This is a genomic window from Marinobacter sp. LV10MA510-1 (assembly GCF_002563885.1).
Classification (GTDB): Bacteria; Pseudomonadota; Gammaproteobacteria; order Pseudomonadales; family Oleiphilaceae; genus Marinobacter.
This window is the reverse complement of sequence record NZ_PDJA01000001.1, coordinates 2,558,022-2,579,072: the sequence shown is the minus strand read 5'-3', so window position 1 is coordinate 2,579,072 and position 21,051 is coordinate 2,558,022. Positions and strand designations below refer to the sequence as shown.

Annotated in this window: 17 protein-coding genes and 1 pseudogene; 11 read left to right on the top strand and 7 right to left on the bottom strand. The window is 57.2% G+C overall.

Annotation, left to right across the window (positions count from 1 at the left end):
- The first annotated feature begins 116 nt into the window (after nucleotides 1-116).
- A complete protein-coding gene (gene ubiD / locus ATI45_RS12350; protein ID WP_098419749.1) occupies nucleotides 117-1,628 on the top strand; it encodes a 4-hydroxy-3-polyprenylbenzoate decarboxylase in 1,512 nt (503 codons plus the stop codon).
- Between the two features lies 1 nt (nucleotide 1,629).
- Nucleotides 1,630-2,631, top strand: coding sequence for a 2Fe-2S iron-sulfur cluster-binding protein (locus ATI45_RS12345; RefSeq protein ID WP_098421737.1), 1,002 nt, complete (start codon nucleotides 1,630-1,632; stop codon nucleotides 2,629-2,631).
- Between the two features lie 32 nt (nucleotides 2,632-2,663).
- Here the strand turns inward: ATI45_RS12345 and ATI45_RS12340 are convergent, their stop codons facing one another.
- The 6 genes and pseudogenes from ATI45_RS12340 to ATI45_RS23160 form a co-directional block, all read right to left on the bottom strand.
- Nucleotides 2,664-3,905, bottom strand: a complete 1,242-nt coding sequence (locus ATI45_RS12340) for a heme biosynthesis HemY N-terminal domain-containing protein (RefSeq protein ID WP_098419748.1) — start codon at nucleotides 3,903-3,905, stop codon at nucleotides 2,664-2,666.
- The gene (locus ATI45_RS12335; RefSeq protein WP_098419747.1) at nucleotides 3,902-5,065 is read right to left on the bottom strand and encodes a uroporphyrinogen-III C-methyltransferase; all 1,164 of its coding nucleotides are present in this window, start codon (nucleotides 5,063-5,065) and stop codon (nucleotides 3,902-3,904) included. Before ATI45_RS12335 ends, ATI45_RS12340 begins: the two co-directional genes overlap by 4 nt.
- Before the next feature lie 13 nt (nucleotides 5,066-5,078).
- A complete protein-coding gene (locus ATI45_RS12330) occupies nucleotides 5,079-5,885 on the bottom strand; it encodes a uroporphyrinogen-III synthase (RefSeq protein ID WP_098419746.1) in 807 nt (268 codons plus the stop codon).
- Entirely contained in the window at nucleotides 5,866-6,807 is a 942-nt protein-coding gene (hemC, locus tag ATI45_RS12325; RefSeq protein ID WP_098419745.1) for a hydroxymethylbilane synthase, read from the bottom strand. Before hemC ends, ATI45_RS12330 begins: the two co-directional genes overlap by 20 nt.
- A gap of 257 nt (nucleotides 6,808-7,064) precedes the next feature.
- Nucleotides 7,065-7,673: a LytR/AlgR family response regulator transcription factor gene (locus tag ATI45_RS12320; RefSeq protein WP_416376668.1), complete on the bottom strand. Its 609-nt coding sequence runs from the start codon at nucleotides 7,671-7,673 to the stop codon at nucleotides 7,065-7,067.
- Nucleotides 7,652-8,720: pseudogene (locus ATI45_RS23160) on the bottom strand (sensor histidine kinase). Before ATI45_RS23160 ends, ATI45_RS12320 begins: the two are co-directional and overlap by 22 nt.
- A 118-nt stretch (nucleotides 8,721-8,838) precedes the next feature.
- Between ATI45_RS23160 and argH the strand changes: the two are divergent.
- The 9 genes from argH to ATI45_RS12270 are packed head-to-tail and all read left to right on the top strand — an operon-like array spanning nucleotide 8,839 to nucleotide 19,428.
- The gene (argH, locus tag ATI45_RS12310; RefSeq protein ID WP_098419744.1) at nucleotides 8,839-10,254 is read left to right on the top strand and encodes an argininosuccinate lyase; all 1,416 of its coding nucleotides are present in this window, start codon (nucleotides 8,839-8,841) and stop codon (nucleotides 10,252-10,254) included.
- Between the two features lie 4 nt (nucleotides 10,255-10,258).
- Nucleotides 10,259-10,441 (top strand): LPS translocon maturation chaperone LptM, encoded by a 183-nt coding sequence (gene lptM, locus ATI45_RS23320; protein ID WP_098419743.1) that lies wholly within the window; start codon nucleotides 10,259-10,261, stop codon nucleotides 10,439-10,441.
- Nucleotides 10,442-10,454: 13 nt separating this feature from the next.
- Nucleotides 10,455-11,705: a diaminopimelate decarboxylase gene (gene lysA / locus ATI45_RS12300; protein ID WP_098419742.1), complete on the top strand. Its 1,251-nt coding sequence runs from the start codon at nucleotides 10,455-10,457 to the stop codon at nucleotides 11,703-11,705.
- Nucleotides 11,702-12,712 carry a diaminopimelate epimerase gene (dapF, locus tag ATI45_RS12295; protein WP_098419741.1) on the top strand — a complete coding sequence of 337 codons (1,011 nt, stop codon included), beginning with the start codon at nucleotides 11,702-11,704 and terminating at the stop codon, nucleotides 12,710-12,712. The genes lysA and dapF overlap by 4 nt, the downstream gene beginning before the upstream one ends.
- A 15-nt stretch (nucleotides 12,713-12,727) precedes the next feature.
- Entirely contained in the window at nucleotides 12,728-13,471 is a 744-nt protein-coding gene (locus ATI45_RS12290; RefSeq protein WP_098419740.1) for a DUF484 family protein, read from the top strand.
- A 3-nt stretch (nucleotides 13,472-13,474) separates the two neighbouring features.
- Entirely contained in the window at nucleotides 13,475-14,437 is a 963-nt protein-coding gene (xerC, locus tag ATI45_RS12285) for a tyrosine recombinase XerC (protein ID WP_098419739.1), read from the top strand.
- Between the two features lie 39 nt (nucleotides 14,438-14,476).
- A complete protein-coding gene (locus ATI45_RS12280) occupies nucleotides 14,477-15,859 on the top strand; it encodes a GGDEF domain-containing protein (RefSeq protein WP_098419738.1) in 1,383 nt (460 codons plus the stop codon).
- 56 nt (nucleotides 15,860-15,915) lie between these two features.
- Nucleotides 15,916-18,762 (top strand): transporter substrate-binding domain-containing protein, encoded by a 2,847-nt coding sequence (locus tag ATI45_RS12275; protein WP_098419737.1) that lies wholly within the window; start codon nucleotides 15,916-15,918, stop codon nucleotides 18,760-18,762.
- 48 nt (nucleotides 18,763-18,810) lie between these two features.
- Entirely contained in the window at nucleotides 18,811-19,428 is a 618-nt protein-coding gene (locus tag ATI45_RS12270) for a hypothetical protein (protein ID WP_098419736.1), read from the top strand.
- A gap of 21 nt (nucleotides 19,429-19,449) precedes the next feature.
- Here ATI45_RS12270 and cls read toward each other — a convergent pair whose 3' ends face one another.
- Nucleotides 19,450-20,880, bottom strand: a complete 1,431-nt coding sequence (gene cls / locus ATI45_RS12265; protein WP_098419735.1) for a cardiolipin synthase — start codon at nucleotides 20,878-20,880, stop codon at nucleotides 19,450-19,452.
- Nucleotides 20,881-21,051 lie beyond the last annotated feature (171 nt).

Sequence of the window (21,051 nt, the reverse complement as noted above, 5' to 3'; positions counted from 1 at the left end):
GCTCCCAGAATGCGGTCCCTCATCTTGTTCGTACTCCGAGTTCAATCGTTTGAACGCTTAACCAGAACCAATTTCCCAGAACTCACGTACATGACCGGAACTAACCGGAGCAAAGCATGAAATACAACGACCTGCGGGATTTTATCAACCAGCTGGAAAAGCTGGGCGAACTCAAACGCATTTCAGTCGAAGTAGATCCTCACCTGGAAATGACCGAAATCTGCGACCGCACACTGCGTGCTGGCGGACCGGCCTTGCTGTTTGAAAATCCTAAAGGGTATTCCATGCCCGTGCTGGCCAACCTGTTTGGCACCACTAAGCGGGTTGCTTTGGGCATGGGGCAAGAGAACGTTACCGCGCTGCGCGACGTCGGCAAATTGCTGGCGTTCCTGAAAGAGCCCGATCCCCCCAAGGGCTTCAGAGACGCCATCGAAAAACTGCCGCTGTTCCGCCAGGTTATGCGCATGAGCCCGAAAGTGTTGCGCTCTGCTCCCTGCCAGGACGTGGTGATCGAAAAAGACAAAGTCGACCTTTACCAGATACCCGTGCAGCACTGCTGGCCGGGGGATGTTGGCCCGCTGATTACCTGGCCGCTGGTCATTACCCGTGGCCCCCACAAAGAGCGCCAAAATCTGGGTATTTATCGCCAACAGGTGATCGGGCGCAATCGCTTGATTATGCGCTGGCTCAGCCACCGTGGTGGTGCGCTGGATTTTCGTGACTGGCAGAAAGCCAATCCGGGCCAGCCGTATCCGGTGGCTGTTGCCCTTGGTGCAGACCCCGCAACGATTCTGGGCGCGGTGACGCCAGTGCCGGATTCGCTGTCAGAATACGCCTTTGCAGGTTTGCTTCGTGGCAGCCGTACCGAGTTGGTGAAGGCTGGGTTGAGTGACCTGCAGGTGCCCGCAAGCGCGGAGATTGTGTTGGAAGGGTTTATTTACCCGGACGACATGGCGCCGGAAGGCCCGTTTGGTGACCACACCGGTTACTACAACGAGGTTGGCCAGTTTCCGGTGTTCACGGTCGAACGCATCACCCATCGTAAAGATCCTATTTACCACAGCACCTACACCGGTCGCCCGCCCGATGAGCCGGCGATTCTGGGTGTGGCGCTGAACGAAGTGTTCATCCCCATTCTGCAGAAGCAGTTTCCCGAGATTGTTGATTTCTATCTGCCGCCAGAGGGCTGTTCATACCGTTTGGCAATCGTAACCATGAAAAAGCAATACCCGGGACACGCCAAACGGGTGATGATGGGTGTGTGGTCATTCCTGCGCCAGTTTATGTACACAAAGTTTGTTATCGTGACTGACGACGATATTGATGCCCGCAACTGGGAAGATGTTATCTGGGCTATGACCACCCGTATGGACCCGGCCCGTGACACCATGATGGTAGAAAACACGCCTATCGACTATCTGGACTTTGCCTCACCGGTATCAGGCCTGGGCTCGAAAATGGGCATGGACGCGACGAATAAGTGGCCTGGTGAAACGGACCGCGAGTGGGGCGAGCCCATCACCATGACTCCCGAGATAAAACAGCGGGTGGATGAACTCTGGGATAGCTTGGGCATTAACTTGCCGGCGAAGTCCGGGGTTGAAACCGTGCCCGGCCGCCCCGGCTGATATGGCGGATAGTTACCGGGTCCGGTTACAGCCCTGCGGGTTGGAATATCGGGCCAAAGCCGGTGACGACCTGCTTAGCGCAGCGGCGGCTGCAGGTATTGCAGTGCCTATGGCGTGCCGCAACGGTGTGTGCGAGATTTGTGAAGCTCGCATGCTTGCCGGCGCGGCTGTAAACACGAGAAATCAAAATACACTAGCTGTTGCCAGCCGCCTGATGCTGTGTCGTACTCGGGCCCTGGGTGATGTGGAACTGGAGATAACGTCTGTGATCGCTGCTGGAAGTAATCCGCCGCGGAAAGTCCTTGCCAAAGTGCTGGACGTCCGCAAACTCAATCACGATATTTTTCGGATTGAACTGCAATTATCGCGGCGCCGCGAGCTGTCGTTCCATGCTGGCCAGTATTTGGCGATTCACCTGGATAACGCCGGCCCTGCCTATTTTTCCATTGCCAGCAGTCCGCAGCAGACCAATATAGAATTGAACATTCAGGCCTCGCCGGGTTGGGCGTCGGGGCAGATCATTGTAAACGCGCTGCAAGTGGGCGCCGAAGTGATGGTGGAATTGCCCCACGGTAAAGCCTGTTTGGCGGCGATGCCCACAAAGCCGCTGCTATTAATCGCAGCAGGCACCGGATTTGCGCAAATGAAGAGCCTGATAGAGTACTTGCGCAGCACCGATTACAACCAGCCGGTGGTGTTGTTCTGGGGCGTGCGCCAGCGACAGGACTTGTATTTGCAAAGCCTGGCCGAGCAATGGGCCAAAGACTGGCCGCAATTTCGCTTTGTGCCGGTGGTGGGTGATAACGAAGACAACGAATGGTCCGGGCACCATGACCAGCTGGCGCATGCTGTGTTGGGCGCAAACATTGATTTGAACAATGTGGAAGTACACGCCAGTGGCTCGCCCACCATGGTGTACACCCTGATGGACGCTTTAAAAGACGCCGGAATGCCAGCGGACGTGTTCTTTTCAGATGTGTTGGAATATGCGCCGCGGTTATAGCCGTGGCGCGCACTCGGCCCCAACCCCAACTGTCAGGCTTTTGGCATAGGCAGGCGGGGCAGGCCGTTATCCTTTTCCAGGCTCTGCATCAGCAGATTTATGCTGGCGGTGTCGTGCCCCATATGGGCGTTCAACCGGCTCAGCTCTGCCAGGGTTTCACGTTTGCGCTGCAGTTTCAGACTGGTTTCAAAGTACTCTCGCGCCTTTCCCCACAGCTCATTGCGAAGGCTTAACCGGCCCAGCGCCAACAACAGTTCGGCGTTATTGGGGCGGTCTTTCAGCCACTGTTCCGCCAGTAGCAGTTGCTCGTCAGGTGCCTGGCTTTCTACCCGGCCGTAAAGATTAATCAGCTCGTCGCTCCAGTGATTACGCAACACCTTGCGCAGCAGTATTTCGGCCTGTGCCTCATCCCCCAGGCCCGCCAGAAGGCTGGTGTAATTGAAGATTGTGCGTTCGTCACGGCGCATAGAGCTGGGTAACTGATCCCACAGACCGGTGAGTGGATCCAGGCTGGCGGCGGGATTGCTGGCTTGCTCCTTACGGCACTTGCTGGCGGCCTGCTCCAACAGGTTGTGCCAAGTCTGGCGCTCAAGATCGTCCAGTTCAGCCGGAACAAGAATGTTGTACTTGCGCAATTCCGGAAGCAATTTGGACAGCTCGCGCCAGTCTTCCAGGCGTAAGTAGGCGCTTTTCAGCAGCTTGAGTACAAATGGATGATGAGGCGACTGCTTGCGCAGGCGCAGCAAAGTGGCCAGGGCCTGCTCCACCCGATTGCCTGCCAACTGCAGCTGGGCCTGGGTAATGCCGACGGCCATATCAGACCCCGGGGTGCTCTCAAACGCTTTGCGCAGCAGTTCGTCAACCGCTTCGTGGTCGCCGCATTCAAACGAGGCCTGTGCCGCTGCCAGATAGTTAATCAGCGGCGTATCAGCGTTGCTTGCGGACGAGGTCAGTATCTTTTTTGCCCGCGGCCAGTTGCCTTCGGCCAGTGCCAGCAGTCCTTGAGTGGTGCGGCGGCGCGCTCGTCGCTCTTTGCCACGGGCTATCCACCCCGACAGCGCACTAGTGCCGTTGCGTAAACGTCGCACCAAGCCTACCAGCATGACTGTCAGCACGATCAATGCCACCAGCAGTGCCAGGCCCACCCAAAAGTTGGTTTCTACCAGATAGTTGCCAAAGCTGACTCGAATGTAGCCCAAGTCATACTGCAGGCCGAACGCCAGCCCGGTTCCTAGCAGCAGCGCCAGTACAATAATGACCAGCAAACCGATCATGAGTTGTCTCCGCTACCGGTGGCCCCATCGGCTGGCGTATCGCCATTTTGGTCATCGCTGTTTGTGGACGCATCCTGATCGCCATTACCGCTCGCGCCGCGGCCGGCAACGCGCTGTTTTAGCAGTGCCAGAGAGCGGCTTATGTCGGGCAGCTCGGGGTCTACATTGTGGCTGGCCAGCTCGCCCAAAGTGTCTGCCAGGGCTCCAACACGGGGGTTGTCGGCGTTATACCATTCCTGCACCGTGGTACGGGCTTTTTCCAGGGACTTTTGATACAGCTCCTGGTTGCCGCGCAGCACCGCCAGCTCAGCTTCTTCCAGCATCAGCTGCAGATTCAGGCGGGCATAGGCGGATTGATCCGGTGACAGCAAGGGTTTTACCTGTTCGTCCAGCCGCCTGACAACAACAACTTCCTTGAGTGTGCCAGTAAACGAATGCCAGGCGCGAGCCGCCATATTGGGTTCGCCTGCGTCGATGTCAGAGGCATCGGCAGTGAGCGTAAAGCCGGGCGCGTTTTCATGAATCAGCGCCTGATCGGTAAGCTGATGAACACTGTCTATAACGGCTTCCAGTTGAAGGTACAGGCCGGTTCTATCCACCGCGACAATGCTCTTTAGTGCCAGCATTTCCCGAGCTAATTGTTGGCGCACCGGATACACGCCAATATCATCCGACTCGGCCAATACGTCATCTGCAGCCTGAAGCGCAGAAGCCGCACCTTTTATGTCTTTTTCGATCAGCAGGCGTTGATTGGCTACCCGCAACAGATACTCGGCTTCGGCCAACAACCAGTCGGTGCGGGTTCGATTGCCGGCTTCCAGCAGGGTGGTGGCGTTGTGGTCTATCTGCCGCTGTTGGGTGGCAATCAGTTCTCGCTGTGCGGCCACCGCGTCGGTCAGCGACTGCAAGCGCTGAGCCTGCTGACTGCCGCGTTCACCGTAGCGTGAATCAAGCTGGGCGGTTTCCTGTTGCAGGTCTTTAAGGACTTGCTGGCTGGCCTGGTTGTTATTCCACTGCTGCCAGTTCCAGAGCACCAGTAACAGCACCAGAACCAAAGCAATTATGCTGATCAGCCACAGCGGCCAGATACGCGTTCGCGCCGGCTGCTGTTGCTGGGCTATGGGGGCAGGAAGTTGTTTTTGTGTGTCGGTCACGGGCATCCTTACTTCGCGGTTACAGGGCCACCGTCCGACCAGTGAGTTGAGCTGTTACACTGGCCACTATGTTGTTGTCTGTCAGGCCCGTTGGAACATGGGGATTCATGAAGCCGGCTGCCTGAGCCTGCTCGGCTACCCGCTCCACGGGCACAATCAATAGCTTTCGATACAGATTATGGTCGTTCTTCGCACACAGCGCGACGAGATTTTTCAGGGTTTCACCGGATAGGGTAATTACGGCGTCCGGGTTAAAATCATCCAGAGTATGCGCCAGTTGTGCCGCGGAATACTGCGGACAGAAACGTTGGTATAAGGGTAGCACAGTTATTCGTGCGCCCCGCTGGCGCAGGGTGTTCCGCAATAAGTCGCGACCCTCGCCGCCGCGGGCCAGCAAAACTCGCTGGTTTACCAGGTTTTGTAGCGGCGGCAATGCCAGTAACGCTTCGCTGGTCCAACCTTGTGCGGGCTTGCGAGCAGTAATTCCGTAGCGTGACAGTTCAGCAGCGGTGCCGGCGCCTACGCCATACCAATGAGTGCCTTCGGGCAACTGCGGCCACCAGGCGTCAACCTGCTCCAGCAGCTGGCGCGCAGCGTAAGGGCTTACCGCAACAATGTGCTGGAACAGATCCAGGTTTTGAATGTGGGTCTGGTGTTCTGCACTCAGTTCCAGCGGCGCGCGGTCAATCAGCGGCAGGCACTCGGTCTGTGCTCCGGCTGCCCGAAAGGCCAGCGCCAGGCGGTCAGCCTCTGGCTGTGGGCGGCAGATAAGAATGCGCCGCCCCGCAAGGGGCAGTAACGCAGACTCAGGTCGGAGTGTAGCCATAGACTTCAGCCAGTACTTTGTCAGCGCCCTGTGCCAGCAGGTTTTCGGCTAATTCGCGGCCCAGGCGTTCGCCTTCGCTGCGGTGTACGCGGCCTTCGGCGCGGAAAATAAGGCTGCCGTCCACTGCGCCCACCAGGCCGCGTAGCCACAACATGTCGTTGTCTTCCAGCAGCGCGTAGGCGGCAATGGGTACCTGGCAGCCACCGTTAAGGCGGGTATTCAACGCGCGTTCGGCTTTAACCCTGTCCGCACTGTCGGTGTGATTCAACGGCTCCAGCATGGCCCGCAGTTCCTGATCGTCAAGCCGGCATTCAATGCCTAAAGCCCCTTGGCCAACAGCTGGCAGGCTGAGCGTGTCTGGCATGCAGTTGCGAATACGGGCTTCGAAACCCAGTCGCTTCAGGCCCGAGCTGGCCAATATAATGGCGTCGTAATTGCCGGCGTCGAGTTTTGCCAGGCGGGTGTTTACATTGCCCCGTAGCATGCGGATTTGCAGGTCCGGGCGGTTGGCCCGCAATTGAGATTCGCGGCGCAGACTGGACGTACCCACTACCGCGTTCTGCGGCAGGTCATCCAGGCTGCTGAAATGGTTGCTGACAAAGGCATCAGTGGGGTCGTCACGCTCGCAGATGGCCACCAGACCCAGACCTTCCGGGAATGCCATGGGCACGTCTTTCATGGAATGCACGGCCAGGTCGGCCCGGCCATCGAGCATGGCTTCTTCCAGTTCTTTGACGAACAGGCCTTTGCCACCCACTTTGGCCAGTGGCACGTCCAGAATCTTGTCACCCAGGGTTTTAATCTTAACCAGTTCCACTGTGACGTTGCTGTGCAATCGTTCCAGCTCGGCTTTGATAAATTCTGCCTGCCACAACGCCAGTGCGCTGCTGCGGGTTGCAATGCGAAGATTTCTTGCGGACATGACACTCACTGTCGGTTCGTTAAATGTGTATTAAGGGTACCTTGTCGCCCAAAAAAAGTCTCGTTAGGGTCAGTCAGGTTGCTTGCTAATGTAAATCAGGTTTTTCGCTAATGCCTGCCAGGTTGCTCGCTAGTGTCTGCCGGGTCGATAGTCGTGCAGCCACTGGCGTAGCGGCGGCTAACCGGCAGCTCGCCAAGGCCATCACGTAGAACCAGAATCGCCTGGCCGCTGGCATTGCGGTGCAGCGCCTGAATAAATCATGTGCCAACAAGAGTATTACGATGCACCCTTAAAAGGTGGTCACCGTAATGCTGCTCAAGCTCTTTAAGGGTGTAGTCGCACAATACATCACCCTGTAAGTGGTGCAGGGTGACGTATTTCTGGTCAGCCTGGCAGTAAATCAAGGAAGCCAGATCGATCAGTTCGGTGCCTCGATACGTGCGTACGGCAAGTTCGCCCGCGGCTGGAACATTGCTGGCAGGTGGCTGTTGTTGCAAGCGGTTGGTTTTTGCGGCTCGTTGCAGCGCCGTGGCCAGGGCGTCTTTGCGTACCGGTTTCATCAGATAAGCAGAAGCGTTCACATCAAACGCCTGCAGCGCGTAGTGATCGTAAGGGGTGCAGAAAATAACCGCGGGCGGGCGTTCAAGCTGGCTCAGGTGGGCGGCAACGTCCATGCCGTCGGCGCCGGGCATGCGAATGTCCAACAGTACAATGTCTGGCTCCAGCTCGGCAACGGCTTGCAGTGCACGGTCGCCGTCGACCGCTTCGCCGCAAACGCTGTACCCGGGAAGTCCGTCGACTAGCCTCCGCATGCGGTCGCGGGCCAGGGGTTCGTCGTCGGCAATCAGAATTTTCTGGCTGGCCATAGAGTCTTTCGCTGCGTTTCATCGCGGTCTGTTTGCTGCGCGGGCAAGCGCAAGGTCACGGTGTAAATATCGCCCTGATGGCTGTGTTTGAGCACCGCGCGGTCGCCGAATAACGCCTGGATACGGGCCTGAATATTGTCCAGCGCCATGCGGTTGCCGTCGTGGCCGGGCTCGGGCTTCGGGTTCTGCACGAGCAAGTATACAAAATCACCGCTGGCCTGTGCTTCTACCCGCACAATGCCGCCTTGGGCGCGGGGCTGAATGCCATGGTAAATAGCGTTCTCAACCAGCGGCTGCAGGGTTAGGGGCGGAATAGCCTGGTTTTGCAGGCCGTCAGCGATATGCCACTGCAGTTGCAGGCGATCCCCCAGGCGCAGGGCCTCGATGTCCAGATAGCGCTGGCACAGTTCCAGTTCGCGCTGCAGGGGGATCAGTTGTTCGCTGGTGCGCAGGCTGGCGCGGAACAGCTCTGACAGATCCAGCACCGCGTCTTCCGCTCGCTGGGGGTCGCTGGCGATCAAGCTTGCGATGGTGTTCATACTGTTGAATAAAAAGTGGGGTTGAATCCGGCTCTGCAGCGAGCTTAAGCGAGCTTAAGCGTGCTTGCAGTTCGGCTTCCTGTTGTTGTTGCCATTGGTGCTGAAGATAAAAGTAGCGAAGCGCCATTAACGTGATCAGCATCGCCAGTAGCATTTTTTTAGCGATGTTATTCCATTGAGGCGCGCCGGGCCCCGGATTCAACACCCGGTCGGCAAACAGGCTGAAAGCGAAGACATCCGCCAGCACCAGAATAACAATGACCAGCGTGGCGCTGGCCACAGACAGCTGCGCCAGGCGCGGACGCAGCGGGCAGATCATGGCGATGCTGGTGAGTACAGTCCACTGCACAAACAACGACAGCAAGCCAAAATATCCCCAGTCAATCCAGCCGTTTTGCGTCTGCGCCATTGCCAGTGCCAGCACCAGCACCAGCAGTTCGCTGGTAACCAGTAACATGAACAAGGCCCGCACCCGGCACAGGTCTGGCACAAAAAATCGCGCATCCAGGGCGGTTGCGCTGTTACCGGGTGTCTGCTTTAACCGGGTCAGAATGTTATACTCTCACTACTTTTTATTTATCCATTTTGGCCCTGTGACCTCGGGCTGCCAGCAGGAACTATAGATCATGACGGATAACAAATCGCCGGAGCAGGCTTCAAGCTCGGAAAAACCTTGGGGTGGACGTTTCACCGAGCCTACCGACGCCTTTGTAGAGCGCTTTACCGCCTCTGTCGGTTTTGACCAGCGCCTTTATCATCACGACATCACCGGCTCCATTGCCCATGCCACCATGCTGGCAGCGGTGGGCGTTCTGACCGACGAAGAGCGCGACACCATTGTTGAAGGGCTTAAGGCGGTTAAGGCTGACATCGAAGCTGGGACGTTTCAGTGGTCGGTCAGTCTGGAAGACGTGCACATGAACATCGAAGCGCGGCTGACCGATCGCATCGGCATTACCGGTAAAAAATTGCACACCGGCCGCAGCCGAAACGACCAAGTAGCCACCGACATCCGACTTTATTTGCGTGACGAGATTGATGTGATAGCCGAGGAGATCAAACGCCTGCAGGCCGGGCTGCTGAACCTGGCTGAACGCGAAGCCGACACCATTATGCCAGGCTTTACCCATCTGCAGACTGCGCAGCCGGTGACTTTTGGCCATCATTTGCTGGCTTGGTACGAGATGCTGGTGCGCGATGGCGAACGCCTGCAGGATTGCCGCAAACGGGTGAATATTATGCCCCTGGGCGCTGCGGCTCTGGCCGGTACCACTTATCCCATTGACCGATTGATGACCGCCAAACTGCTGGGTTTTGACCGTGCTTCGGAAAACTCGCTGGATTCGGTCAGCGATCGCGATTTCGCCATTGAGTTCTGCAGCTTTGCTGCGCTGTTGATGACCCACCTGTCCCGTTTCAGCGAAGAGTTGGTGCTGTGGACCTCGGCACAGTTTGACTTCATTGATTTGCCGGACCGCTTTTGCACCGGTTCGTCGATTATGCCGCAGAAGAAAAATCCGGACGTGCCAGAATTGGTCCGAGGCAAGACCGGCCGGGTGAATGGTCACCTGATCAGTTTGCTTACATTAATGAAAGGCCAGCCATTGGCCTATAACAAAGACAATCAGGAAGATAAAGAGCCGCTGTTTGACACCGTAGACACGGTGAAAGGTTGCCTGAGAGCCTACGCCGATATGGTGCCGGCGATTACGGCCAAAGCCGACAACATGCGGGTAGCAGCCAAGCGGGGCTTCTCCACCGCGACGGATCTGGCCGATTACCTGGTTAAAAAAGGCATGCCGTTCCGCGATGCCCACGAAGTGGTAGGCAAGTCCGTGGCCTTTGGCGTAGAGCAGAAACGCGATTTGTCAGATATGACACTGGCGGAGCTACAGTCTTTTTCCGGTACTATCAGCGAAGACGTATTTGATGTGCTGACTCTTGAAGGCTCGGTGCAGGCTCGTGACCACCTGGGCGGCACCGCACCGGCGCAGGTTCGGGCAGCCGTTGAGCGCGCCCGTAACGCACTGAAGCAGGGTTGAGGCAATGGGTCTGAAATTTCCCGCGAGTAAAGTCGCAGCGCTGTTAAGCCTTTTGTTGCTGATCGGGCTTACAGGCTGCGGTCAGAAAGGCGATCTCTACCGCGAAGCGCCTAGCCAGGAGCTCGCCGTACAAAGCGCGGAGCCGACGCCCGTGCCCATATCAGAAACGTCGGGTCAGGCCCGATAATTCAGGAATTTTTATGGATCATTTCATTTATAAGAACAATGAGCTCTGGGCCGAAGATGTGCCGCTGGCGCGCATTGCACTGCAGCACGGCACGCCGGCTTATGTGTACTCCCGAGCGACCCTGGAACGCCATTATCGTGCTTACGACAACGCTCTGCAGAACCACCCGCATCTGGTGTGCTATGCGGTAAAAGCCAATAGCAATCTGGCGGTGCTGGACGTGCTGGCCCGTCTGGGTGCGGGTTTTGATATCGTATCCGCCGGTGAGCTGGAACGGGTGCTCCGAGCCGGTGGCAACCCGGCCAAAGTGGTTTTTTCCGGCGTTGGAAAACAGCGCTGGGAAATGCGGCGCGCGCTGGAAGTGGGTGTACGTTGTTTTAACGTAGAGTCTGATACCGAGCTGGACCGCTTGAACGACATTGCCGGTGAGTTGGGCGTGAAAGCGCCGGTATCGCTGCGGGTAAACCCCGACGTAGACGCGGGCACTCATCCTTATATATCCACCGGCCTGAAAGAAAACAAATTTGGTATCGATATTGACGTCGCGCCGGCGATCTATGCCCGCGCCGCCAGCCTGCCGCACCTCGACGTGCGTGGTGTGGATTGCCACATCGGCTCACAGCTGACCACGGTAGCGCCATTTCTGGACACTCTGGATCGGGTTCTGGCACTGGTGGACAGCCTGGCAGAGCAAGGGATCGAGATAAAACACCTGGATTTGGGCGGTGGCCTGGGCGTTACCTATAACGATGAAACACCGCCGCAGCCCGGCGAATACGTGGAAGCGATTCTTGCGCGCCTGGGCAACCGCAAATTGGAACTGATTCTGGAGCCCGGGCGTTCAATCGCCGCCAACGCCGGCGTGCTGCTGACCCGTGTCGAGTTCCTGAAGTGCACAGAGCACCGTAACTTCGCGATTATTGACGCTGCCATGAACGACCTGATTCGCCCCGCGCTCTATGGCGCCTGGCAGGCCATTGTGCCAGTGGCCCCCCACAGCAAGGGCGATGAAAAAGCCTGGGATCTGGTGGGCCCGGTGTGCGAAACCGGTGATTTTCTGGGTAAAGACCGCCAGCTTAGTTTGAGCGCCGGCGACCTGCTGGCGGTGCGTTCGGCTGGGGCTTATGGCTTTGTGATGAGTTCCAACTACAACACCCGTAATCGCCCGCCTGAATTGATGGTCGATGGCGATCAGGTGCATGTGGTTCGCCGCCGCGAAACCCTGGAAGAACAATTGGCTCCCGAGAGTAGCCTGCCGTTATGAGTGACGACGGGGAACTCCTGGCCAACGTTGACGGCCCAGCCTCCCGGCGCGGCGCTGGCGGCGCCTTTGTTGGTAGTCCGGGTGCCGCTCTCGGTGGCGCTTATAGTGGCAATGCGGGCGGCATTCTGCGTTTTACAAAAATGCACGGCCTGGGCAATGATTTTATGGTGGTTGACGCCATCAGCCAGATGTTTCGCCTGCGCCCGGAGATGATTCGCGAGCTGGCCGATCGCCATTTTGGCATCGGTTTTGATCAGCTGCTGGTGGTGGAGCCGCCAGGGCTGCCGGATGTGGATTTCCGTTATCGGATTTTCAACGCCGACGGCTCGGAAGTGGAGCAATGTGGTAATGGCGCCCGTTGTTTTGCCCGTTTTGTGCGCGACCAGCGCCTGACCAACAAAAAAGTGATGCGGGTGCAAACGGCTGGCGGCATTATTGAGCTGCGGGTGGGGAAAGACGGACTGGTGAAAGTGGATATGGGTGTGCCAAGGCTTGAACCGGCTACGGTGCCGTTCAGCGCTGACGAATTTGCACCGGTTTATAACGTAGAGGTAAATGGCCAGAACATAGAGTTGTCGGCGGTGTCGATGGGCAACCCCCATGGCGTTCTGCTGACGGACGACGTCGATAGCGCTCCGCTGGCAACCCTGGGCCCGCTGCTAGAAAAGCATTGGCGCTTTCCAGCCAAAGCCAATATTGGGTTTATGCAAATTGTGGATCGCAGCCATATTCGTTTGCGGGTGTTTGAACGTGGTTGTGGTGAAACTCTGGCCTGCGGCACTGGCGCTTGCGCTGCTGTTGTTGCAGGATGTTTGCGAGGTTTGCTCGACCCGAGGGTAGAAGTGGAACTGCCCGGAGGCCGGCTGATTATCGAATGGCAGGGGCTCGGAGCCGCTGTTATGATGGACGGCCCCGTTGCTAACGTTTTTGAGGGCCAGCTGCGACTGCCCGCAGAGCCCGGCATCCGCCGCCGTAAACCCGCCAGAACCGGCAGGCAACGATCCTGAAACCAGGAGCACACGATGACAGATTCAGCGGCCCGCCAAGAGGCCGGCGTTCCAAATGCAGAACAAGTGGCGCAATACCTGCGTGACAATCCTGATTTTTTTGTTGAACAAAGCGACCTGCTGCGCGACCTGACTTTACCCCACGACAGCGGGCGGGCCATTTCGTTGGTTGAGCGCCAGGTTCATCTTTTTCGCGAGCAGCGCGACACTATGCGTGATGAGCTGGTTGAGTTGGTGGGCATTGCGCGCCAGAACGACCGGCTGTTCCAGAAAAGCAAACACTTGCTGATGCAGATCATCGAAGCCAAAAATCTGAACGACATGGCGGCGGTGATTGATGACAGTATTCGCGGAGACTTTGGTCTGGACGCGGCCAGTGTGATTTTGTTTACCGATGGCCCTCTACCCCAGGCGGCCCAGGGCGCTCTGCATGTGGTGTCGCCGGCGGAAGCGCACAAACGGCTGGGTAATCTGCTGGACGGCGGCCGCGCAGTGTGCGGCCAGTTTCGCGAAAGTGAGCGCGCTTTTCTGTTTCCTGATCGCGACGAGCCGGTTGCCTCGGTGGCGCTTGTGCCGCTGCGCAACCACGAACTTGTCGGTGTGTTTGCCATTGGCAGCTGTGTGCCGGGTTACTTTGACCAGAGCATGGGCTCACTGTTTTTGAGTTATATCAGCGACACGTTAAGCCGATTGTTACCGCCTATGGTACAGCGCCACTTGGTGGCATTGCCGCTAAGCGATATTGCCGAGTCTCGTTGACCTATGCAATGGGCCGGCGATCAACCGCAACACACTGGCCTGTTCCAGGGTGTTGCTGGTTTCATTCGCCATCTGGCCGCTGAAAAACGCCTGTCGCCGCTCACCTGCGAACACTACCAGAGAGATCTGCTGCGCCTGCAGCAGTGGCTTGAAGAGCGCTCTTTTGATCAATCTCAAGAGCACTCGGAAGCCAGCTGGCGAACCCTCAATAGTCACGACATCCGCCGTTACGTCGCATACTTGAGTCGTGCGGGCCTGAACGGCCGCAGCATTGCCCGCCATCTTTCAGCTATACGCCGTTTTTACCATTACTTGTTGCGTGAAGGTTGGGCCGAAAATAGCCCGGCGGAAGGTATTCGCGCACCAAAGAGCGGGCGGCGGTTGCCTGTTGTTGCCGATGTAGACCAGCTGACGCACCTGTTGGATGCCCAGGCGGACGATCCGCTGGAATTGCGGGATGTATGCATTTTTGAATTACTGTATTCTGCAGGTTTACGGTTGGCAGAAATCGCCGCTTTGGATTTGGGCACTGTAGACTTGGTAGCCGCTCAGGTAAAAGTGACTGGCAAAGCCAATAAGCAGCGCGTTTTGCCTGTTGGGCGACCTGCCCTGGCGGCGCTTCAGGCCTGGTTAGCGGTGCGGTCAGGGCTCGCGGGTGCCGGGCAGCAGGCATTATTCGTCAGCCGCCGCGGCGACCGCCTTAGCCACCGAAGTATTCAGGTGCGTCTGGCGCGCTGGGGCTTGGTAAAAGGCGCCGATCAGAAACTGCACCCGCACATGCTGCGGCACTCATTTGCCAGCCACTTATTGGAATCCAGTGGCGATCTGCGGGCGGTTCAGGAGTTGCTAGGCCACGCGGACATTGCGACCACTCAGGTCTATACTCATCTAGACTTTCAACACCTTGCCAGTGTGTATGACCAAAGTCATCCAAGAGCAAAGCGGCGACGAATCAATCATGAGTAAGCTGACCAGCACACGGCCGTGTGACGCGCAGGAGGTCCAATGAGCGCAGAGTTGTCTTGGAAAGACAAGTATCTACGGGAGTTGGATGCGGCCGAACACCGCGAGCAACAGTGGCAACAGCACCGCATGCTGCTTGAGCGCATGTTGGTGCGCACCAGCTTGGGTCTGAAGGGGCAGTCTGGCGAGCTGGACCAGCTATTGGATAACGTTCGTGATCAGGTGCGTAGCCCCTCTATCGACGTTGAGCACTGGCAGTTGTTGCAAACAAAGATTGATCGCCAGATGGTGCTTCTAGAGCAAGCGGAATTTGCTTCACAAGGTTCTGGTGAAGGCTCTGCTGCAGATTCTATGGACCTCGGCCAAGACGGCGAACGCCTGCGTATTGCACGCTGGGTTGGCCAGTTAGTGGAGCAAATCGTCAGTGAGGTACCGATAGGCGCGGAGGCGGAAAAAAAGGCCCGCGCTTTGCAGCAGATTCTGCTCTACAGCGAAGAATGGAGCGCGTTGCGTAAAGGTCTGCGCGATGTGGCTGAATTGGTGATGCTGGCCATTAAGCAATGCCGCGCCCAGTTTGATGAATTTATTCAACAGCTTGACGATCGCCTTGCCGTGCTGCGCCAGAGTTTTGTAGCGCACACGTCGGCACAAAGCGGCCGGTTGAGTGCATCAGAGGCGTTGGGCCGGGATTTGCGGGGCGGGATCACGCGCCTGAGCGAACATATTCAGAGCAGTAGTAACCTAGGGCAGCTGAAACATTCTGTGACTGCTCACTTGGACGATATAGCCCAGTCAGTCGTCCAGTTTCGCGAGCGGGAAAGTGACCGTGAAAAAGCCCTGGCGACTCAGTTGGAAGCCATGCAGCAGAAAGTCGTGACCATGGAAACCGAGTCTGAGCTGATGCGCGAACAGGTCGTTAAAGAGCGCCGGCGCGCCAATACCGATATGCTAACCCAGCTACCAAACCGTGACTCCTGGCACGACCGCCTGCAATTCGAGGTCGAGCGGTGGCAGCGTTATAAAGGTGAAATAACAATTGCCATTGTCGATATCGACCTCTTCAAGCGCATTAACGATTCTTACGGCCACAAGGCGGGCGATAGGGTGCTGCAACTGCTGGCGCGAGAATTGAAAAAAGGACTGCGTTCGACAGACTTTATCGCCCGTATTGGCGGTGAGGAATTTGTGGTGTTGCTACCGGAAACCACAGATACCCAGGCCAAGCAAGTAATAGACAGCTTGCGCGCTAATGTCGCCAAGTTGCCGTTTCACTTCAGCAATCAGCCGGTTACCATTACCTTTTCGGCAGGGATTGCGAGCATCAGAAGTGGCGATAACGAAGACACCCTGTTCGAACGCGCTGACCGCACGCTTTATATGGCCAAGAATGCCGGTCGCAACCAGGTCAAGATCAGCACGGAATAATCGAGCCAAGCCGGCTGTTATTGCGTTCAGCTCAACCAATCCTTTGAGGAACCTTAGTGAAGGCTGCGCATGTTTTACTTTTGTGTTGGCTGTTAAGCGGGCTTCATACTCCGCTGCGCGCCGAACCAGCGGATGAGCCGGGTGCTTCGGTTGCCGCCGCAACGCTTGCCAGCGATAACTCCTTTAACGAATCTGAGCCTGCCTTTGAACCACCCCAGGGCCTGGCGCCCGCAAGCCCCGACCGGCTATGGCTGGCCGAACACGAGCGAGTTACCGTGTCGGTTAAGGCGGAGCAGGTGCCGTTGGTGTTCAATACCGGGAGTGGCTCTTTGGCAGGGATCTATATCGATTACCTGGCCAAACTGTCAATAAAGTTGGGTGTGCCGGTAGAACCGCGGTCGCCAGGTAGTGACGTAGATGCCGCACTGGTGACCCGTTTCAGCGATGCACCGCCAGCCACCGATTTTGTTCATACCCAGCCTTTGATGTCGTTAACCTACGGCCTGTTCGCTCGCGCCGGTGACGGCATTATTCGCAGCCTGGCAGACCTGGAAAACAGCCGGGTTGCGGTGATTAGCAACGATGTGAATCAATACCCGCTGCTAGACCCCGTTGAAAACTTTGAGCCGGTTATGGTGGCCGACGTTGCCGAGGCGGTGAATGTGGTGTTATCAGGGCAGGCGGTGGGGTTTCTGGGGCCGGTGCCGGTGGTATCGGATTATCTGCAATCGGCGCGGGTGAATGGCATTAGCCTGGCTGTCCTGCCAGACCAGAAAACCATTGATGTTGTGTTGCGGTTGCCCGCGAGTGAAGCTGACGCACCCCTGTTACGACTGCTCAACGACGCCATAGCCCGCATTGATCGTAACGAGCACCGCCAGGTGCTGGAAGCCTGGCTGACCACGGAAGTGCCGCCCCAAGAAAAGCCCGGCAACGACCTGTCGGCGCGGGATTTGGCCTGGCTCAAGAACAACGCTAATTTGGTCGTGGCGTACCGCACAGACTGGCCACCCTTCGAGTTTCAGCAAGATGGAAAACCCGCTGGCCTGGTACCGGATTTAATGTCGCGGCTGGAAGCCAAGCTGGGCGTGCGCTTTCAGAACACCATGCCGATTAGCCGGTTGCAGGCTGAAGAACAGCTCAAAACCGGCGAAGTGGATATTTTACCGGGCATCTCACGCACCCCCCGCACAGAACAGGATTTTCTGTTTACCCGGCCCTACCTGACCGTACCTATTGCTCTGGCGATCCGCGACGACGGCCGTTTCATCGGCGATTTGCGTGAACTACGCCAGGAAAAAGTGGGGGTGGTGAATCGCCATGCCGCTCACGATTACCTGTTGATTAATCATCCGAATCTGAACATTTACCCCATGACCAACGTGGAAGAGGGCTTGCTGGCGCTGTCGAACGGCGATCTGGACGTGATGGTAACGCACATTCCGGCGGTCAGTTACACCGTGACCCGCCTGGGATTAACCAACCTGCGCATTACCAGCGTGACGCCCTATGAGTACGAATTGCGATTGGCGGTGCGCAAAGACAATCCGGATTTGCAGCGCATCCTCAACAAAGCGTTGAGCAGCATGGAAAGCCTGGAAACCGAATCCATTTATAACCGCTGGATTCACCTGGATATCGAACAGGCGACCGATTACACCGTGGTGCGCCGGGTGATTCTGCTGGCGGTGGTGGTGGTGCTGATATTCTTGTACTGGAATCGCAAACTGTCGCGGGAAGTGGATGAGCGAATCCGCTCGGAAAACGCACTGCGGCGCAGTGAAGATGAACTGCGGGCGGCTAAGCTCGAAGCCGAGCGGTTGGCGCGGGAAGCGGAAGCCGCTAGTCTGACAAAAAGTGAATTTCTGGCCAACATGTCCCACGAGATTCGCACCCCGATGAACGCGGTGATCGGCTACAGCGATTTGTTGAGCAATACGGTAACAGACCCACAGCAGCGCAATTATCTGGACGCCATTCGCGCCGGTAGCCGCGCTTTGCTGATGCTGATTAACGACATTCTGGACTTGTCGCGAATTGAAGCAGGAAAAATGCGGCTGGATTATGCGCCGGTGTCCATGCGCAGGATGCTCAGCGACGTGCTGCACATTTTTGACCTGCGTGCCCGGGACCAAGGCGTTACCCTTGAGGTCAGCGTGGGTAAAAAAATGCCTGCAGCGCTGATGCTGGACGAAACCCGCCTGCGCCAGGTGCTTTTCAACCTGGCGGGTAACGCCATAAAATTTACCCACGAGGGTGGGGTGACGGTACGCGCCAAGGCGAGCCCTTTGCCAAAGCAGAGCTATCCGCCGGGCACCAAACCCGGAGAACCCGAGCACCCGCGTTACCGGCTGGAAGTCACCGTCACTGACACCGGAATTGGTATCGCGACTGATCAGCAAGAGCGAATTTTTGATGCCTTTGAGCAGCAGGAGGGCCAGAACTCGCGGCGCTATGGCGGCACTGGCCTGGGGCTGGCCATCAGCCGTAAACTGGCGCTGATGATGGGCGGAGAACTGACCCTGAAAAGCACCCTGGAGGAAGGTTCAGTGTTCAAGCTGATTCTTCCGGATGTGGCCTCAACCGGCGAAGAAGTCGAGGAAGAAGGCAAACCGGAAGAAGGTGAGCGCCTGCTGGCGCAGACGTTGAGTATGCAGGAGCGGGGTTGGTTGCGGCAGCAGTTGGCGGAAGATTTCGGTGACGAGTGGGAAAGCGTGCGCAAAAGCGGTGATCCGGAGAAAATGCGCGATTTCGCTGAACGCCTGGTGGCCTGGGGCCAACGCTACCGTTCGCACTCGGTATCCAGTTACAGCGAAAAGCTGCTGTCAGATGTGTTGGCCTTTAACCTTGACGCGGTGAATAATTCATTAGAGTTGTTCCCGCGCCTGCTGGGCCAGGGTTAAGGGCAGGGTTAACACGTTATTCTGATTCAATAGCAGAGGTAGCGGCATATGTTCCAGCTGATATTCAAAGGCGAGTGTGTTGCAGGCACCGATCTTGTCACAGCTCGCAGCAGTGCGCGTCAATTATTCAAGGCCAACGACACCCAGCTTGACCGCATGTTCAGCGGCAAGCCGGTAGTTATTCGTAACCAGCTAGACCAGGCCCAGGCTGAAAAATACCGCGCTCTGCTGCAAAAGCACGGCATGCGGGCGTACGTTCAGGCCATGGCGCAAGGGCAAACCGGCGCGCAGACGCAACCAGAGCAGGCGATCCCTGCACCGCCGTCAGCCGCGGCTTCCCAGTCAGCCGTTTCTTCCCAGCCACCCCAGCGCCAGGCCAGCAGCCCCTTTGCGGTAAATCAGACGAACGCCGGTGGTTTACCCATCGCTGGCGAGCGCACCGATGCGGTGCTGGCGGGTTCTGCGCTGACCCTGGATCCACCGGGCGTAACCTTAGTCGAATCCGTGCCGGTTGAGGTGCCGAGTTTTGATCATCTTGGTGCCTGGAGCCTGGCACCGGCCGGCAGTGATATCGGCAGTAAAGAAGAATTGCCACCGCCCATCGTGCCCGACACGTCACACCTGACCGTAGAGCCATTGCCGTCTAGTGACGACAACCAACGCTGAAATTGCTATCGGCCGGCTGTTTTACAGCAGCGGCGCGGCCAGGCGTATGGCGCGGCAGGTAATGCGAAACACCAGGGAACGGTCGCGATAATCGCGTTCGTCCATCAAGTGGGACTGTTTGAAGTCCTCGGTGAGCATCGCGTCTACTTCATTTACAAATTTCCCTGATGTGTTGATTGCGGTAATTTCAAAATTCAAGCGCATGGAGCGGTTGTCCAGGTTTGCCGTGCCGACTGCGGTGTAGCGGTCGTCCACCAGAATTACCTTCTGGTGCATGAAGCTGGGCTGATAGCGATAAATTTGAATGCCGGCCTGGCAGGCCTGTACCAGATAGGAATAAGCTGCCAGGCCAATGATGCGGCTGTCGGATTTTTCTGGAATCAGAATTCTGACGTCTATCCCCCTTAGCGCTGCCAGCTGCAGAGCGTTCATTATCTGAAGGTCTGGCACAAAATAGGGTGAGGCAATCCACACCCGCTCGCGGGCATTGTTGATGCAGTTGAGGAAGAACAGCGTGCAACTTTCCCAGCGGTCGGCGGGGCCGGTGGGTAGAATCAGGATTTGCTCGTCACCCGGGGCGTTGTGATGGGGCGCCCAGTTTAGCTCTGGAAAGGTGTCGCTGGCCCAGTTCCAGTCTTCCAGCCAAGCCAGTTGTAACCCGGTTACCGCGGGGCCTTCAATACGGCAGTGGGTGTCGCGCCAGGGTTCCTGGTCCATAGCTGCGCCCAGATACTCGTCTGCCAGATTGATACCGCCAACAAAGCCTACTTTGCCATCACACACCAAAATTTTGCGGTGATTGCGAAAATTCATCTGAAAGCGCCAGCGGCGCACGTTGCCATCGCCAAAGGCGGCGGTGTGGGCGCCGGCTTGCGTCAGTTCCCTGATGTATTTGCGAGGCAAGCCAAAGCTGCCAATGTTGTCGTGCAAAAACCACACCTTCACGCCTTCCGCCAGCTTGCGCTCCAGAATGGACTTTATGCGCTGCCCAACACGGTCAGAGCGCACAATGTAGAACTCCAGCAGGATGTAGTGCTGGGCGTTTTCCATGCAGTCAAACAGGGCGTTGAAAGTCGCTTCGCCGTCGCGCAATAAAGTGCTGTGATTGCCTTCGGTAAACGGCTGGCGAGCCAGCTTGCTGAGTACCTGAAGTTCGTCACTGAAATGTTCGTGCGCTGGTGAGCGTAACGAGGTTTCTTGCTGTTCAAACCGGTTCAGCAGATTGGTCAGCGCCTCGTCGCCCATGCGTCGCGCTTTAACGTACCCACCAAAGCGTGAACGCCCAATAAGCAAGAACAATGGCAGAGTAATCCACGGCAGCGCCAGCAAGGCGATAACCCAGGCCAAAGCCCCCTGTGCCGTGCGATACGTCATCAGAATCCGGTAGATGCACACCAGAGATGCCAGATACACCAGAGCAACAATAACGGCAATCAGTGAGAATTCGGGCATCTGGATTCCTGTATTGGTGGGCACTGCACGCGCAGCGTTATAATGGGCCAAGATAGCATGGCGCCTATCATCCGCCACATTTGTGGTACTGCGTGGGTGCTGTGGAGGTCCTGCGTAGATAGTGCGTAGATAGTGCAGCCGATTTAAGAAGTGCAGGATCTTTGTCGATGC

Coding starts and splice junctions, on each gene's coding strand:
- ATI45_RS12290 (WP_098419740.1), top strand. CDS start 12,728: ATGACAGATTCAGCGGCCCGCCAAGAGGCCGGCGTTCCAAATGCAGAA.
- lptM (WP_098419743.1), top strand. CDS start 10,259: ATGGGTCTGAAATTTCCCGCGAGTAAAGTCGCAGCGCTGTTAAGCCTT.
- ATI45_RS12330 (WP_098419746.1), bottom strand. CDS start 5,885: ATGGCTACACTCCGACCTGAGTCTGCGTTACTGCCCCTTGCGGGGCGG.
- ATI45_RS12335 (WP_098419747.1), bottom strand. CDS start 5,065: ATGCCCGTGACCGACACACAAAAACAACTTCCTGCCCCCATAGCCCAG.
- xerC (WP_098419739.1), top strand. CDS start 13,475: ATGCAATGGGCCGGCGATCAACCGCAACACACTGGCCTGTTCCAGGGT.
- ATI45_RS12280 (WP_098419738.1), top strand. CDS start 14,477: ATGAGCGCAGAGTTGTCTTGGAAAGACAAGTATCTACGGGAGTTGGAT.
- ATI45_RS12320 (WP_416376668.1), bottom strand. CDS start 7,673: ATGGCCAGCCAGAAAATTCTGATTGCCGACGACGAACCCCTGGCCCGC.
- ATI45_RS12340 (WP_098419748.1), bottom strand. CDS start 3,905: ATGATCGGTTTGCTGGTCATTATTGTACTGGCGCTGCTGCTAGGAACC.
- argH (WP_098419744.1), top strand. CDS start 8,839: ATGACGGATAACAAATCGCCGGAGCAGGCTTCAAGCTCGGAAAAACCT.
- ATI45_RS12270 (WP_098419736.1), top strand. CDS start 18,811: ATGTTCCAGCTGATATTCAAAGGCGAGTGTGTTGCAGGCACCGATCTT.
- ATI45_RS12345 (WP_098421737.1), top strand. CDS start 1,630: ATGGCGGATAGTTACCGGGTCCGGTTACAGCCCTGCGGGTTGGAATAT.
- dapF (WP_098419741.1), top strand. CDS start 11,702: ATGAGTGACGACGGGGAACTCCTGGCCAACGTTGACGGCCCAGCCTCC.
- cls (WP_098419735.1), bottom strand. CDS start 20,880: ATGCCCGAATTCTCACTGATTGCCGTTATTGTTGCTCTGGTGTATCTG.
- hemC (WP_098419745.1), bottom strand. CDS start 6,807: ATGTCCGCAAGAAATCTTCGCATTGCAACCCGCAGCAGCGCACTGGCG.
- lysA (WP_098419742.1), top strand. CDS start 10,455: ATGGATCATTTCATTTATAAGAACAATGAGCTCTGGGCCGAAGATGTG.
- ubiD (WP_098419749.1), top strand. CDS start 117: ATGAAATACAACGACCTGCGGGATTTTATCAACCAGCTGGAAAAGCTG.